At 62.4% G+C, this 14,330-nt stretch carries 18 protein-coding genes; 7 read left to right on the top strand and 11 right to left on the bottom strand.

What is annotated here, in order from left to right:
• The 7 genes from AF337_RS07320 to AF337_RS07290 all read right to left on the bottom strand — a co-directional run.
• The coding region (locus AF337_RS07320; RefSeq protein WP_152970945.1) for an ABC transporter ATP-binding protein at nucleotides 1-384 on the bottom strand (384 nt) is incomplete at its 3' end.
• Nucleotides 385-405: 21 nt separating this feature from the next.
• Nucleotides 406-786, bottom strand: a complete 381-nt coding sequence (locus AF337_RS07315) for a cupin domain-containing protein (RefSeq protein WP_049731596.1) — start codon at nucleotides 784-786, stop codon at nucleotides 406-408.
• 15 nt (nucleotides 787-801) lie between these two features.
• Nucleotides 802-1,893: a Gfo/Idh/MocA family protein gene (locus tag AF337_RS07310; protein ID WP_049731595.1), complete on the bottom strand. Its 1,092-nt coding sequence runs from the start codon at nucleotides 1,891-1,893 to the stop codon at nucleotides 802-804.
• A 2-nt stretch (nucleotides 1,894-1,895) separates the two neighbouring features.
• A complete protein-coding gene (locus tag AF337_RS07305; protein WP_049731594.1) occupies nucleotides 1,896-2,723 on the bottom strand; it encodes a carbohydrate ABC transporter permease in 828 nt (275 codons plus the stop codon).
• Nucleotides 2,720-3,622 (bottom strand): carbohydrate ABC transporter permease, encoded by a 903-nt coding sequence (locus tag AF337_RS07300; protein WP_210293407.1) that lies wholly within the window; start codon nucleotides 3,620-3,622, stop codon nucleotides 2,720-2,722. The genes AF337_RS07305 and AF337_RS07300 overlap by 4 nt, the downstream gene beginning before the upstream one ends.
• 92 nt (nucleotides 3,623-3,714) lie before the next feature.
• Entirely contained in the window at nucleotides 3,715-4,971 is a 1,257-nt protein-coding gene (locus AF337_RS07295; RefSeq protein WP_049731593.1) for an ABC transporter substrate-binding protein, read from the bottom strand.
• A gap of 78 nt (nucleotides 4,972-5,049) precedes the next feature.
• A complete protein-coding gene (locus AF337_RS07290; RefSeq protein WP_049731592.1) occupies nucleotides 5,050-5,703 on the bottom strand; it encodes a GntR family transcriptional regulator in 654 nt (217 codons plus the stop codon).
• A gap of 130 nt (nucleotides 5,704-5,833) precedes the next feature.
• Between AF337_RS07290 and AF337_RS07285 the strand changes: the two genes are divergently transcribed.
• Entirely contained in the window at nucleotides 5,834-7,030 is a 1,197-nt protein-coding gene (locus tag AF337_RS07285) for a Tm-1-like ATP-binding domain-containing protein (RefSeq protein ID WP_049731591.1), read from the top strand.
• Between the two features lie 11 nt (nucleotides 7,031-7,041).
• Entirely contained in the window at nucleotides 7,042-7,866 is an 825-nt protein-coding gene (locus tag AF337_RS07280) for a phosphoenolpyruvate hydrolase family protein (protein ID WP_049731590.1), read from the top strand.
• 74 nt (nucleotides 7,867-7,940) lie between these two features.
• Here the strand turns inward: AF337_RS07280 and AF337_RS07275 are convergent, their stop codons facing one another.
• A complete protein-coding gene (locus AF337_RS07275) occupies nucleotides 7,941-8,786 on the bottom strand; it encodes an NAD(P)-dependent oxidoreductase (RefSeq protein ID WP_049731589.1) in 846 nt (281 codons plus the stop codon).
• A gap of 215 nt (nucleotides 8,787-9,001) precedes the next feature.
• On the opposite strand from AF337_RS07275, the gene AF337_RS07270 reads away from it, so the two are divergent.
• From AF337_RS07270 to AF337_RS07260, 3 genes are all read left to right on the top strand, one after another.
• Nucleotides 9,002-9,469: a universal stress protein gene (locus AF337_RS07270; protein ID WP_049731599.1), complete on the top strand. Its 468-nt coding sequence runs from the start codon at nucleotides 9,002-9,004 to the stop codon at nucleotides 9,467-9,469.
• Between the two features lie 93 nt (nucleotides 9,470-9,562).
• Nucleotides 9,563-10,477 carry a DnaJ C-terminal domain-containing protein gene (locus AF337_RS07265; RefSeq protein WP_049731588.1) on the top strand — a complete coding sequence of 305 codons (915 nt, stop codon included), beginning with the start codon at nucleotides 9,563-9,565 and terminating at the stop codon, nucleotides 10,475-10,477.
• 2 nt (nucleotides 10,478-10,479) lie between these two features.
• Nucleotides 10,480-10,803 (top strand): chaperone modulator CbpM, encoded by a 324-nt coding sequence (locus AF337_RS07260; protein WP_049731587.1) that lies wholly within the window; start codon nucleotides 10,480-10,482, stop codon nucleotides 10,801-10,803.
• A gap of 23 nt (nucleotides 10,804-10,826) precedes the next feature.
• Here AF337_RS07260 and AF337_RS07255 read toward each other — a convergent pair whose 3' ends face one another.
• From AF337_RS07255 to AF337_RS07245, 3 genes are read right to left on the bottom strand one after another with little or no spacing between them, the layout of a single operon-like run.
• On the bottom strand, nucleotides 10,827-11,756 hold the full coding sequence (locus AF337_RS07255) for a phosphatidate cytidylyltransferase (RefSeq protein WP_049731586.1): 930 nt from the start codon (nucleotides 11,754-11,756) through the stop codon (nucleotides 10,827-10,829).
• Complete coding sequence (locus AF337_RS07250) at nucleotides 11,753-12,373, bottom strand: lysophospholipid acyltransferase family protein (RefSeq protein WP_049731585.1); 621 nt, start codon at nucleotides 12,371-12,373, stop codon at nucleotides 11,753-11,755. The genes AF337_RS07255 and AF337_RS07250 overlap by 4 nt, the downstream gene beginning before the upstream one ends.
• A complete protein-coding gene (locus AF337_RS07245) occupies nucleotides 12,370-12,999 on the bottom strand; it encodes a CDP-alcohol phosphatidyltransferase family protein (RefSeq protein ID WP_049731584.1) in 630 nt (209 codons plus the stop codon). Before AF337_RS07245 ends, AF337_RS07250 begins: the two co-directional genes overlap by 4 nt.
• 115 nt (nucleotides 13,000-13,114) lie before the next feature.
• Between AF337_RS07245 and AF337_RS43170 the strand changes: the two genes are divergently transcribed.
• Together AF337_RS43170 and AF337_RS07240 are read left to right on the top strand one after the other, a co-directional pair.
• Complete coding sequence (locus AF337_RS43170; RefSeq protein ID WP_160320261.1) at nucleotides 13,115-13,261, top strand: hypothetical protein; 147 nt, start codon at nucleotides 13,115-13,117, stop codon at nucleotides 13,259-13,261.
• Between the two features lie 75 nt (nucleotides 13,262-13,336).
• Nucleotides 13,337-14,323 carry a BMP family protein gene (locus tag AF337_RS07240; RefSeq protein WP_049731583.1) on the top strand — a complete coding sequence of 329 codons (987 nt, stop codon included), beginning with the start codon at nucleotides 13,337-13,339 and terminating at the stop codon, nucleotides 14,321-14,323.
• The last annotated feature ends 7 nt before the right edge of the window (nucleotides 14,324-14,330 follow it).

The raw sequence follows: 14,330 nt of genomic DNA, 5'->3' as shown, positions 1-14,330 counted from the left end.
GTCGAGATAGGGTTCGATCGCCAGGATCCTGGCGGCGGACTGCACCCGCCGGCCGATCTCGTCCTTGGCCGTGCCGCGCAGCTTCAGCGAAAATCCCATATTCTCGGCGACCGTCAGATGCGGATAGAGCGCGTAGCTCTGGAACACCATGGCAATGTCCCGCTCCTTCGACGGCAGGCCGTTGACCATGCGGCCGTCGATCGAAAGACGGCCCTCCGAGATCGTCTCCAGGCCGGCAATCATGCGTAAGAGCGTGGACTTGCCGCAGCCGGACGGGCCGACGAGCACGATGAACTCGCCATCTTCGATGTCGACATCGACGCCATGGATGACGGGTAGCGTGCCGTAGGATTTGCGGATGTTGTGAAGCGCGATCGACGCCATGATATTTTCCTCAGGTTGCGCTCAGGCCGCGCCTTCGCCTTCATGATTGACCGCCGTCCTGGTGCCGGAGGAAAACATGATCAGGGCGAAGAGCGGTTCGGTGCCGAGTGCGCGCGCCCAATGACGGACATTGCGGGGAATGCGGATGGCGTCGCCGGCTTCGAGCCGGTAAAGCGCATCGCCGAGCTTGTGTTCGCAAAGGCCGGAAACGACGTAGAGGATCTCCTCGCAATCGGGATGCGAATGCAGCTGGTTGCGCTCACCGGGATTGATGCGGCAGGTGCCGAAGGTCATCTCGGCGCCGGGCGTGCCGTCGCCAGTGATCTTCCAATTGAGTTCGCCCCATGTGGTCGGCATGAATTCGCCGCCGGCTTTCCTGAAAATAATATCGGTCTCGCTCAAGGCGGTCCCTCCCCGTCAGAGATTGGTGGTGACGCCGGCATCCGTGCGTCGGTAAAATTCGAAGAGCTTCATGATCTCGCGGGCGATTTCGAGCGTGCCCCGGGTGATCGATGTGCCGGAAAGGATCGCATCCGTCATATGCAGGATCTCGGGCACATAGCCGAGATAGAAGAGATTGTTGTTGTAGAGCTGGCCGAGCGAATGCTCCGGCTCGTAGATGAGCGCGGCATTCTCGTCCGGCTGGATGAAGCTTGCGGCGCGGCCATAGGACGGCAGCTCCGCCTTGCGGAAGTAGGTCAGCCGGCTGCCGTTTTCGACGATGGCATTGGCGCCTTCGCCGATGATCTCCACCCGCTCGAAGATGCTGCCGCCGGATTGGCCGGCGGCAAGATGCAGCGTGCCGATCGCGCCGGAGCGGAAGCGCAGGCTGGTGACGGTCGCTCCGGTCAGCGCTTCCCATTCGTAGCCGGCGCGTTCGATCTCGCCGCCGAGAAAATTGAGGATCGCTCCCGGATGGTAAATATGGTCGAGGAAGCTCTGCATCTTGACGAGATCGGCACGGTCTTCCGGGCTCGGCAGGCTCTGGGGATAGCGGACGTTGATCGAGGTCAGTCTGCCGAAGCCGGGCGAGCCGATCAAATCCCTGAGCTTCTCGATCGTGGGGAAGAAGGTCTTCTTGAGACCGGTCATCACCATGCGGCCGGCCGCGGCACTTGCCGCCTGCAGCCTTCCGATATCCTCCAGGCTCGCCGCCGTCGGCTTCTCCATCCAGACATGCGCGCCGGCTGCCAGCGCGTCGAGTGCCAGATCGGTCGCCTGCACCCGGCCGTCGGGATGATAGGCGGTGACGAGAAAGACCAGGTCCGGCCTTTCCTGCTCGAGCATATCGCGGTGATCGGTATAGGCTTTGCCGGCGCCGAAAAGCTTGGCGAATTTTTCGGCGCGGCCGAGATCGAGATCGCAGATGCCGGCAAGCTCGACCGGTGCATAACGCAGTGCCGGATAGACATTGCGATAGGCATGGCCGCCGGCGCCGATGAAGCAGGCCCTGATGCGATGGTCGAATTCGAAATTGTAGCGGATGTCCCGCTGGACGTGGTGCGACATGGTCAGCCCTTGATTGCTCCCTGCGTCAGCCCCTCGGTGAAGCGGCGCTGCATCAGGATGTAGAGAAGAATGATCGGCAGGAACGAAATCACGGTCCCTGAGAAGACCAGGCGGTAATCCGAGGCATAGGTGCTGGCGAAACGGACCAGCCCGAGCGGCAGCGTTTGGACCTCAGGGCTGATCAGCACGATCAGCGGCAGGAAGAAATCGTTCCAGGTGGAGAGCGCGCTGATGATGACGAGCGCCTGCACCGCCGGCGTGGAGATCGGCAGAAAGACCTTGGTGAGGATCTGGAAATGCGAAGCGCCGTCGATCTTGGCGGCCTCGATCAGATCATCCGGCACGCCGATGAAGAAGCTCCGCATCAGGAAGATGCCGAAGGGAATGCCGTTGCTGACCTGCACCAGCACGATACCAGCAAGCGTGTTGACGAGGTTCAGTCCGAAAAGCACCTGGTAGAGCGGAATGACGATCGCCTGGACCGGCACGGTGAGGCCGAGGATGAAGGCATAGAACAGCCATTCCCGGCCGGGAAAGCGGATTTTGGCGAGCGCATAACCGGCCGGCGCGCAGGTGACGAGCGACAGGGCGACGACACCGATGAGGTTGATGAGGCTGTTGCCGACGAGGTCGCCGAAGCCGCCGATCTGCCAGGCGTCCAGATAGTTCCGCCACATCAGGTCGGCGGGCCAGGTGAAGGGATCGGCTCGGCCGATCTCGGCCTCGGTCTTGAAACTCGATATCAGCAGCCAGACGAAGGGGGCGAGGATCAGGATCAGAACAGGGGTCAGCGCCAGCGCCACCGGCCATTCGCGATTGCGCACACTCATTGGGAAAGCCTCGCGCGCCAGCGGTTGAAGACGATGGTGATGGCGATCGCAAGTAGGCTCAGCAGGATGCAGAGCACCGCCGCAAGCCCGTGATCCTGGGACTGGAAGGCAAGCCGGTAGATGTAGGTGGTGATCAGCTCGCTCTGATAGAACGGGCCGCCATTGGTCATGACGAAGACGGTGGCGAAGCCCTTCAGGCCGTTGATCATCGCCAGCGAAACGACGAAGGTCGTCACCTCGCGAAGCCCCGGCAGCGTCACATGGATCAGCTTCTGGAAGGCGTTGGCGCCGTCCACCTCAGCCGCATCGTAAAGCGAGCGGTCGATATTCTGCAGCCCGGCGATGAAGAGCAGCATGTAGAGGCCGAAACCCTGCCAGGAGCTTGCGAGATTGACGGAAAAGAGCACCAGCGCCGGGTCGGAAAGCCAGCCCTGCGTGAAGGCGCCGAGCCCGATCCGCGTCAGGCCGGTGTTCAGCAGGCCAAAAAACGGATCGTAGATATTGGCCCAGATGACGCCGACGACGGCGAGCGACACCAGATGCGGCAGGAAGAAGGCGGTGCGGAAGAAGACTTGCGTCACTCTCAGCCTGCTGACGGCAAGCGCCAGCAGCAGGCCGAGCCCGCCCGCCATCACCACATGATAGGCCAGCCAGACGAAGGTATGGACCAGGCTCTTCCAGACGATCGGATCATGCGCCGCCTTGGCATAATTGCCGAAGCCGACGAAGCTCGCGGATGTGTTGAAGCCGGCCGAGCTGTTGAAGCTCAGCCAGAAGGTGGCGACGATCGGCAGCAGGGTGAAGACGGCATAGAGGCCGAGTGCTGGCGCCATCAACCAGAACGCGGTGCCGGCATCGCCGTTGGGCGAAGCGGACCTGGCCGTACGGCGTTTGGACATACGGGCGGACAGGCCGCCCGCATGTCCCGCCACGGCAGACGCATCCCTGAGAGGAGCCACGACCTTGCTTCCGGGCGTTTCTGGAATGACCACTATTTCGCCTCTGCCATCTTCGCCTGGATCTGCTTCATGCCGTCCTCGCCGCCGATCTGGCCGGAGATGAGGCCCTGGATGACCTGGAAATAGGTGTCGAGCACGGTGCCCGGCAGATAGACGCTCGGATTGTAGCCGACGCCGCCGGCCGCGGCCGTGAAGATATCCTTCAGCACCGGGGTCGGCGGCTCGACGCCTGTGATTTCACGCGGATAGATCATCGTGCTTGCCGGATCCTGGGCGCGTTTCTTCATCACCGCATCAGACAGCATGAAGTCGATCCATTTCATCGCGAGTTCCGGCTGCTTTGAGTTGACCGGCACCAGCCAGCTCCAGCCGACGCCGCCGGTCGGCATCGCCGCGCCCTGGATGTCGGAAGGCATGGGCGCATAGCCGGCGTTAGTGAGGTCATAGCCTGCCTTGCGGGCATTGGCGGTGAACCAGGGGCCTGCGACGAACATGGCCGCGCGTTTGTTGAACCAGAGGCGCGAGGCGCCATCGAGATCGAGACCCGCCATTTCCTTCTTGATATAGCCCGCCTCGACCAGCTTCTGCAGCCGGATGGCGCCGGCGGCGACCGATGGATCGTCCCAAGCGATCTCGCGGCGCAGCGCCTTGCCGATCACCTCCTTGCCGCTTGCCGATTGCAGCAGGTTGCCGAAGAGATGGCCGGCGCTGCCCGTTGTGCGCGGGCCGATGGCGATCGGCTGCAGACCGGTCTCCTCGATCGATTTCATCAGCGCTTCGAATTCGCTCCAGCTCGCCGGGATCTTCCAGCCGGCCTGCGCGAAAATATCCTTGTGGTACCAGATACCAAGCGCATCGAGGCCATCGGGAACCTCATAGATCTCGCCGCCGAACTGGCCCTTCAGCTCGGTGTAGAGCCAGGGATAGATCTGGTCCTTCCAGCCGCGCTTTTCATATTGCTTGGTGAGCGGCATGACCTGCTTGGCGTTCTTGACGACGCTGATGCGGCCGATGCCTGAATTGGTGAGGATCACGTCCGGGCCGGCATCCGACTGGATCGCCGCCTGCACCGCGCCATTGCTGATCGTTCCGGTCGGCGGCATGAACTCGACGGTCACGCCGGGATTGGCCTTCTCGAAATCGGCCTTGATGCCGTTCCAGAGCTGCGCGACCAGCGGTTCGGTGATCTGTTCCGGCCCCCACATCTTCAGGGTCTCGGCATGTGCCGCCAGCGAACTTGCGGCAAGCATCGCCGCCAGTGCCGTGCTGCGGGCAAGAAATTTCAGCATTGTTCCCTCCTCCGGGCCGCTCCTCGGCCACGTTTTTACTGTTGAAAAGGAGACCTCCCTCTCCTTCACGTCCTTCGGCTAACCCTTCTGAAAGCGCGCCATGACCGCCTGCTGGACGTCGCTGATATGCGCGTGCATCAGCGCCTTCGCGCGGCCAATGTCGCGCGCCCGGAAAGCCTGCAGGATCTGATCGCGCTCCTCGGCCGCCCTTTCGGCCAGGTCGCGGCTCTCATTGGCGATCGAGCGGCAGATCTGGATCTGCAGCGCCAGCCGCGCCAGCGTCTCGATCAGTGGCAGGCTTCCCGACAGCTCGGCGATGGTCTCGTGAAATTCCTTGTCGCGGATGCCATAGGTCTCCATGTCGCCGCGGCGCAGCGCCGCCACCGCCTCGTCCAGGATGCGTTCGAAGCCTGAAATATGCCGGTCGCTCATCTGCGGGACGGCGAGCTCGACGGCGAAACATTCGAGCGTCTTGCGCAGATTGTAGAGATCATCGATCTCCTTCGGCGTGAAGCTGCGCACGAAGAAGCCGCGATAGGGCTTGATCTCGATCAGCCCTTCCTTGGCCAGCGTGCCGATCGCCTCGCGGAACGGCGTGCGGCTGACCTGCAGGCGTTCCGTGAGTTCCTTTTCATCGATCGAGACGCCGCTCGGCAGTTCGCCGGAGACGATCAGGCGAACGATTTCCTCGTAGATCCGCTCGCGAAGGGTGAGGTGGCGCGGTGCGTTCATGGTCTCCATTTCCGTCTGGCGTTCATGATTTAAGTATGCAATATGCGAAAGAATATACAATATGGAAAATACAAAATCGGAAATTTTATCGAAAACACACAGAGAAAGTTCAAAAAGAGGAGGAAAACCAATGGGAAAGGTCTATGTCGTCGGCACCTGCGACACCAAGGGAGCGGAACTGAACTACGCCCGGGAGGTGGTTCATGCGGCCGGCGCCGATGCCGTGCTGGTTGATGTCGGCACGCTTGGGGAGGATGCCGGCGCCGACATCCGGCCGCGCGAAGTCGCTGAATTTCATCCCGAGGGCGCGGCGGCCGTGCTCGGGCAGAGCGATCGGGGAACGGCGGTCTCAGCCATGGCCAAGGCGCTGACGGCATTCCTGAGATCGCGTGATGACATCGGCGCCGTCCTCGGCCTTGGCGGAACCGGCAATACCGCGCTGGTGACCGAGGCGATGCGTGCGCTTCCGATCGGCCTGCCGAAACTGATGGTCTCGACGGTCGCCTCCGGCAATGTCGCGCCCTATGTCGGGCCGAACGATCTGACCATGATGTATTCGGTCGTCGATGTCGCCGGCCTCAACGCGATCTCGCGCAAAGTGATCGGCAATGCGGCGAACGCCGCCGCCGGCATGGCCCGCAATCCGATCGCCGCTTCGAGCGATGATCGGCTTGGTATCGGCATGACCATGTTCGGCGTCACCACGCCTTGCGTCACGCAGGTTCGCGACATGCTCGGCAAAACGCATGAAATCTACGTCTTCCATGCAACCGGCGTCGGCGGCCAGTCGATGGAGAAACTTGCCGATTCCGGTCTGCTGCAGGGCGTGATCGATGTGACGACGACGGAGGTTCCCGACCTCCTGGTCGGCGGCGTCTTTCCGGCGACCGAGGATCGCTTCGGTGCCATCATCCGCACCGGCCTGCCCTATGTCGGCTCGGTCGGTGCCGTCGACATGGTCAATTTCGGTGCGCGGGAAACCGTGCCGGCGCCTTTTCGCGACCGCAGACTTCACGTCCACAATGCGCAGGTGACGCTGATGCGCACCACGCCGGAGGAAAACGCCCGGATCGGTGCCTTTATCGTCGAACGGCTGAACCGGATGCAGGGTCCGGTCTGCTTCCTGCTGCCGCTTCGAGGTGTTTCGGCCATCGATGCCGTCGGTCAGCCATTCCACGATCCGGACGCCGATGCGGCGCTGTTTTCAGCCATCCGTACCGGTTGGCGCGATGCGGAGAACAGGCGCCTCGTCGAGATCGACGCCCACATCAACAGCCCGGAATTTGCGGCTGTGCTCGTTTCCAATTTCCACGACATTCATGCCTGAAGGAGAGAGTTTTGACCCGTATCGACAGAAACGACATTCTGACCAAGCTTCGCCGCAAGATCGCCGCGGGCCGGCCGATCATCGGCGGCGGCGCCGGCACCGGCCTTTCGGCCAAGAGCGAGGAGGCCGGCGGCATCGATCTGATCGTGATCTACAATTCCGGTCGTTACCGCATGGCCGGGCGCGGCTCGCTGGCCGGCTTGCTCGCCTATGGCAATGCCAATGAGATTGTCAAGGAGATGGGCCGCGAGGTGCTGCCGGTCGTGCACCACACGCCGGTGCTTGCCGGCGTCAACGGCACCGATCCCTTCATGCTGCCAGATCTTTTCCTCGACGAGTTGAAGGCAATGGGTTTTGCCGGCATCCAGAATTTCCCGACCGTCGGGCTGATCGACGGCACCTTCCGCGCCAATCTAGAAGAGACCGGCATGGGCTTCGATCTGGAAATCGACATCATCGCCCGCGCCAATGCCAAGGACATGCTGACGACCCCTTACGTCTTCAGCAGCGAGGACGCCATAGCCATGACCAAAGCCGGCGCCGATATCGTCGTCTGCCATCTCGGCCTGACCACGGGCGGCGCGATCGGCGCCGAAACGGCGCTGACGCTCGACGGATGCGTGGAGAAGATCAACGCATGGTCGGATGCCGCAAGGTCGGTGCGCGACGACGTCATCGTGCTCTGCCATGGCGGACCGATCGCCATGCCGGCGGATGCGGCCCATGTGCTCGCCCGCTGCAAGGGGTGCAACGGCTTTTACGGCGCAAGCTCGATGGAGCGGTTGCCGACCGAGGTCGCGATCCGGGCGCAGGTCGAGGATTTCGCCAAGATATAGGCGCGGTTTGGACCGGCCGTACGCCAGCTGTCGGCGTCTCCGTTGGGGGCGCCGACGGCGAAGAGCCATAGTGGTCAGCCGCCGGTTTCCGCCAGGATCTCGTCCAACTGACTGGTGAGCATACGGCTGCCCTTGACGTCGTCCGCCAGCCTGGCAAAAACCTCCGCCATGCCCCGAAAAATCGTCGCAGCCGGATCGTCTTCTCCGAGGAAATCGGCGATCTCCTGCATTTCGGCGACCCAGCGATAGGCTTTCGGATACATGTCGGGAATGGATTTCGAGAGCTTTCGGTCGACGTCGGGAAGGCTTTCGGTGAGTTCGGCCTTCAGGCTTTCGGCAGCACCCGAGCGCGATGCGGCAAGCAGCATCGCCGCGCCGAGGCCGGTAAAGCCCTTGTTGATGCCGGCGTAACACATCTTCAGCGCCGAAGCCGCGCCGAGCGGCCCATCGAGTCTGCGGACCTTGAGGCCGTAATCTTCGAGCAGCCTGCTTTGCTCCGCGCTATCGCCGCTGACATAGAGGGTCGGACCTGGTTTACCGGGAGCCGGCGGCCCGCCGATGATGGTGCCGTCCAACACGTCCATAGTGGTGCCGCCGAACCGCGCCGCCAATGCCTGCATGGTTTTCGGCGCAATCGCGTTGAGGTCGATGAAAGGCGGCGGCGTCGGCAATCCCGACGATATGTCGGCGACGAACTCGGCAACGCCGATCGCTTCCGCCGGCGGAACAATCGACAGGATGAGCGCGGCCTTCGCCAGATCCTGCCTGCCGACCGGCACCATGCCGGCTGCCGCAGCCCGCGCGATCGTCTGTTCACTGCGACCTTCGAGACAGGTCAGCACCGTGGCGCCATGGTCGATAAGCCGTCTGGCGACAGCGCTTCCCATGGCGCCCGCTCCGATAATCGCAAAATCCGGCATGTGAACCTCATGGTGTGACGGCATCGCATGAGAGCTATGGCCGATCGCGCCGCCGTCAACTGCGACACGTCGGCAGAACTCTCGTGTTGAAGGGGCGTTTTCCGTCCGGCCCGCCGATGGTGGTTGCGCATTTCGGTTTGATTTTGGTCAAAGTAGACGCGGTCGATACGGGTATGATCGGAGCGGCTATCTGCATTCTCAGGACATGGATCTCAATGTATCGGACGATCATCTGCGGCATCGGCATGGGTTCCAGGCAAACGGCAAACCGCCTGCTGCGCCGGGCGGCGGCACTGGTGGAGGAAGGCGGCAGCATCGTTGTCGTGCACGTCGTCGAAAACATCCCGCATCGTCACCTGGTGGAGCTTCCCGAGGAATTCGAAACGACTGCCATGGCCGATGCGGAAAGAAAACTTGCAGCGCTCTGCAAGGAGCTTGGGATTCCGGCGACGATCGAAGTTCGCGTCGGCACCGCCGCCTCCCTGCTCGTCGCAGTCGCCAGGGAGACGTCGGCTGATCTTATTCTGCTGTCATCGCATGTGCTCGATATCACCGACTACGTCTTCTCCTCGATCGTCGACAAGGTCGTGCGCCACGCCGGATGCTCGGTTCTCATTGATCGGCGTTTCGATTGCAGGCACTCCGGCGCGGAGTCGCAAGCGGAAGACACGGCGCTGCTCTAATCCAATGCGGTCTCCCCTCCCCGGCGGCGGCCTAAGAGCCTATATCTCTGCTAAGCCAACCGGCAGTATTGACTGCCCTGACCGGAGATATGCATGAGCCAGGATCCCTATGAGCTTCTGGGCGTGAAACGGGATGCGACGCAGAAGGATATTCAAAGCGCCTTCCGCAAGCTCGCCAAGAAACTTCACCCCGACCTTAACCCCGGCGACAAAAAGGCCGAGGAGCGGTTCAAGGAAATTTCGACCGCCTACGAGATCTTGAGCGACGAGGAAAAACGCGGGCGCTTCGATCGCGGCGAGATCGACATGACGGGCGCCGAGCGGGCGCAGCGCAGCTATTACCGCGACTATGCCTCGGCGAGCGGTCCCGGTAATCCCTACCGCAACAGTTCCGGTTTTGCCGATTTCGCCGATGCCGACAATTCCTTTGCCAATTTCTTCTCGCGCCGCGCCGGCGGCGGCAGGATGCGCAGTCAGGGCCAGGACCGGCGGTTCTCCATGGAGGTCGATTTTCTCGAGGCGGTCAACGGCACCCGGACCGAGATCAAACTACCGGACGGGCCGCAGCTCGATGTGCAGATCCCGCCAGGCACCCGCGACGGCCAGACTTTGCGGCTGCGCGGCAAGGGCGAGCCGGGCATTGGAGGCGGGCTGCCGGGCGATGCCCTCATCGAAATCCGGGTGGGGCCTCACCGCTTCTTCACGCGCGACGGCGACGACATCCGCCTGGAGCTGCCGATCTCGCTCGGTGAAGCGGTGCTCGGCGGCAAGGTCCGCGTGCCGACACCGTCGGGACCGGTCAACCTGACGCTGCCCCCGCACTCGAATGCCGGCAAGGTCCTGCGTCTCAAGGGCAAGGGTGTCGCCACACGCGGCGGCGGGCACGGCGACGCCTATGTCACCCTGAAGATCGTGCTGCCCGACAATCCCGACGAACGGCTGATATCTCTGATGAAGGAATGGGCGACGGCAAATCCATACGATCCGAGGAAGAACATGGAGGCCTGATCATGGATGATCTTGAATTCCGTCTTTGCTTGAAAATCGACGTCGTCCAGCTCGATCTCTGGATCGAACAGGGCTGGCTGATCCCGGAGATGTCGGATGAAGGACGGCAGTTTCACGACGCCGACGTCGCGCGCGCCCGGCTGATCCTGGACCTCATGGGAAACATGGGGGTCAACGAAGCCGGCGTCGATATCGTCATGGAGCTGGTGGACGAATTGCACGGCCTGCGGGGAACGATGGGCCAGTTGATGACGGCGATAGGCAGGCAGGAGCGGGATGTTCAGCGCCGGCTGTTCGAGAGCCTGGAGGACATCGGCCGGTCTTGAACGGTCGGCCGCATGCCTTCACCTCAGGTGGTGAACCAGTAGCGCACGATGTGGAAGAACAGCGGCGCGGCGAAGGTGATGGAGTCGAGACGGTCGAGCACCCCGCCATGGCCTTCGATCACATAACCCCAATCCTTGGCGTTGAGGTCGCGCTTGATGGCCGACAGCACGAAACCGCCGAAGAAGCCGGCGACGACGATGACGGTGCTGACGGCCGCCGCCTGCAGCGGCGAAAACGGCGTCAGGCGATAGAGCAGCGTTCCGACGAGGATGGCCGAGGCGCCGCCGCCGATCAGGCCTTCGAGCGTTTTCGACGGGCTGATGTTCGGTGAGAAGCGGTGCTTTCCGAGCAGCTTGCCCCACACATACTGGAAGACGTCGCTGAGTTGCACGACGATGACGAGATAGATGAGAAGAAGCGCGGACGGCGTGCCGGTCTGCAGCATCATGAGGGCCGGTGCGTGGCTGATCGAATAGACCGTCAGCATCAATCCCCATTGCACCTTGGCGGTTCGCGCCAGGAATTCGTTGACGTCACCCGTCAGGGTCGCCACCGCCGGCAGGATCAGGAAGGCATAGACCGGAATAAAGATCGAAAATAGGCCGTACCATAGCGTTCCGAGCAGCACATATTGCACCGGCAGGACCACGAAGAAGGACAGGAACAGCGCCAGGTGATCGCCGCGCCGCGACGGCGTCAGCGTCCAGAATTCGCGAAGCGCCATGAAGGATAGAAACCCGAACAGGATGACCACCGCGGTATCGCCGAGCAGGATCGCGCCGCCGAAGACGGCGACCATGATCCACCAGGAGCGGATGCGGGCATTGAGGTTGTGGACGGTGGCTACGGAGCCGGGCTCGGTCGCGCGCCGTTGCAGGGTGAAACCGATGGCAGAGGCGACCGCAAGCAGGCCGAGGATTGCGGCAAGTACGATGGAGAAAAGGTTGGTCATGCGATACGCACTCCGTCCGCAAGCTCGATAACCGCTGCACGGGCGCGGGCCAGGAATGCGTCCTTTCCTTCGCCCGGTTCGACGCGCAGCGGCTTGCCGAAGCGTGCCGTGCAGGTGATCGGGACAATCAGCCAGCTTCCCTTGGGCAGAATGCGCTGAAGATTGTCGAGATGGATCGGCACGAGATCAACATCGGGGAAACGGCAGGCGAGGCGATAGATGCCGCTGCGGAACGGGGCGACCTCATCATTGGCGCTTCTCGTCCCCTCGGGAAAGATCAGGATCGAACGACCCTCTTCGAGCAGCCGCTCGAGCGGTTCCAGCGGATTGCTGTCCGGCAGAGGCTTGCGGTCTATTAGGACGGCGCGCAGGCCTTTCTCGGCGATGAAGCGGCGTAACGGGCTCGTTCCCCAATAATCGCGCGCCGCGACAGGATGGGTCATCCGGCGGACCGGCCATGGGAGGGCGGCCATGACGGCGACGGTATCGACATGGCTGTTGTGATTGGCGAAATAGATGCGGCGGCGCGGGTCGGGCACGCAGCCCCGCCACTCGCTTCGGGCGCCGACCATGATACGGACGAACAGCACGAGAAGACGACGGATGATGGCAATCATAGGCTCTCCAGGGAGCGGCTGAGGCTTATCGTGCGCGTGACGCAGGTGACGAGGCTGCCGGCCGCGATGATGATGGAGGCGATGAGCAGCGACCAGCGGCTGGCCGATATCAGCGTCTCGATGCTTTGGGCAAGCAGGCCGGCGGTCAGCACCGCCATGCGGCGCTGCTTGGCCATGATGCCGCTGAAATCCTGGGGCAGACCGACCGATCCACCGAAGACCCTGATATAGGCGGTGAGCGCGGCGAGCAGCGCCGACAGCCAACCCAGCCAGGGAAAGCCGCAGGCATAGCCGGCCGCGACAATTAGCAGGCTGTCGGCGATCCGATCGGGAAATTCGTTGTAGATCGGGCCGCTCTTGGTTTTCTTGCCGCCTTCGATCGCGACCATGCCGTCGAGCAAATTGCAGACGAGCCGCATCTGCACGGCGATCGCAGCGCAGAGCATGGCGATCGGATGGGCCGTGAACAGGATCAGCGCCGCGCCGATGCCGGCAAACAGGATCGAGAAAAGCGAAATGCAGTTCGGCGTGACGCCGGTGCGCACCAGCCACGCACTCAGGCCGATCGCCCAAGACGATGACCGGCTCGCGATCGGTCGCCGCGAGGCGTCTTCTTCTTCACCCATTTTCTTGTTTCCCCACCCAACAGTTCTCTGCATATCCTGCAAATATCGCCGCGCCAAGCCCTGCAGATCCGGTCCGAGCTCTCCCTGCGCCGAAACGAAGGAGGCGATTATTGGTATGGAAATTCTCAACCGAGAAGCGCTGCGGCATCGAGGTGCAGCCTGCCACGCCACGGTCTTTCCGCCAAGTCGCGACGCCGAGCAGCCACGTAAAAATTCGGCGGTCGAGGAAAGAGCCCAAGGGGTCGATCAGCCTGATTTTTAAGCCTCTTCTCTCCTTGACACATTTTTAGGCGCTACTATGATTTTTGAACCAGATGGTAAAAAAGGGGAGCAATCGATGACCAAAGACATCCTGATTTCACGCCGGGCAGTGATCGCATCGGGCATTGCGCTCGGAGTCAGCAGCTTCGCCCCGCTCGCAAGGGCTGCCGCCCCGCTGAAAGTTGCCGGCATTCATGCGTCGCCGGTTGAAAACGCCTGGAATTCCTGTCTTCACAAGGCGCTTCAGGACGCGGCCAAGGACGGCGTCATCGAATATGTCTTCTCCGAAGGCGTCTCCGGCACCGATTATCCCCGCGCCATGCGCGAATATGCCGAACAGGGCAACAAGCTGATCATCGGCGAGGCCTATGCCGTGGAGAAGGAGGCCCGGCAGGTCGCGGCCGACTATCCCGATACCGCTTTCGTGCTGGGTTCAAGCGGCGAGCAGGCCGGCGACAATTTCGGCGTCTTCGGCACCTGGAACCACGACGGCGCCTATCTGGCCGGCATGCTGGCGGGCAAGATGACCAAGTCGAACATCGTCGGTTCGGTCGGCGCCATTCCGATCCCCGAGGTCAACATGCTGATCAACGCCTTTGCCGCGGGCGTCAAGGCGGTCAACCCGGATGCAAAACACCTCGTCTCGTTCATCGGCACCTTCTTCGATCCGCCGAAGGCCCGCGAAGCTGGTCTTGCCCAGATCGACGCCGGCGCCGATATCCTGTTCGGCGAGCGCATCGGCACGGCCGATGCCGCCAAGGAACGCGGCATCAAGTCGGTCGGCTCGCTGGTCGATTATACGCCGCGTTATCCCGATACGGTGTTTGCCAACGCCATGTGGTATTTCCGCCCGATCCTCGATGCCGCGATCGCCGACGTCGCTGCCGGCAAACCGGTCGGCAGGAACTACACGTCCTACGGTCTGATGAAGGAAGGCGGCAGCGATATCGTCTTCGTCAAGGGCGTGGCGCCTGCCGAGGCGGAGGCAGCGATGGAGGCCAAGCGGGCGGAGATCAAGGCAGGCACCTTCGAAGTTCCGAAGATGATGGAAGAGCCGAAGTAGTTCGCCC

The sequence above is a fragment of the Rhizobium ecuadorense genome, assembly GCF_001187535.1.
GTDB lineage: Bacteria > Pseudomonadota > Alphaproteobacteria > Rhizobiales > Rhizobiaceae > Rhizobium > Rhizobium ecuadorense.
This window is presented reverse-complemented; position numbering and strand designations above follow the sequence as displayed.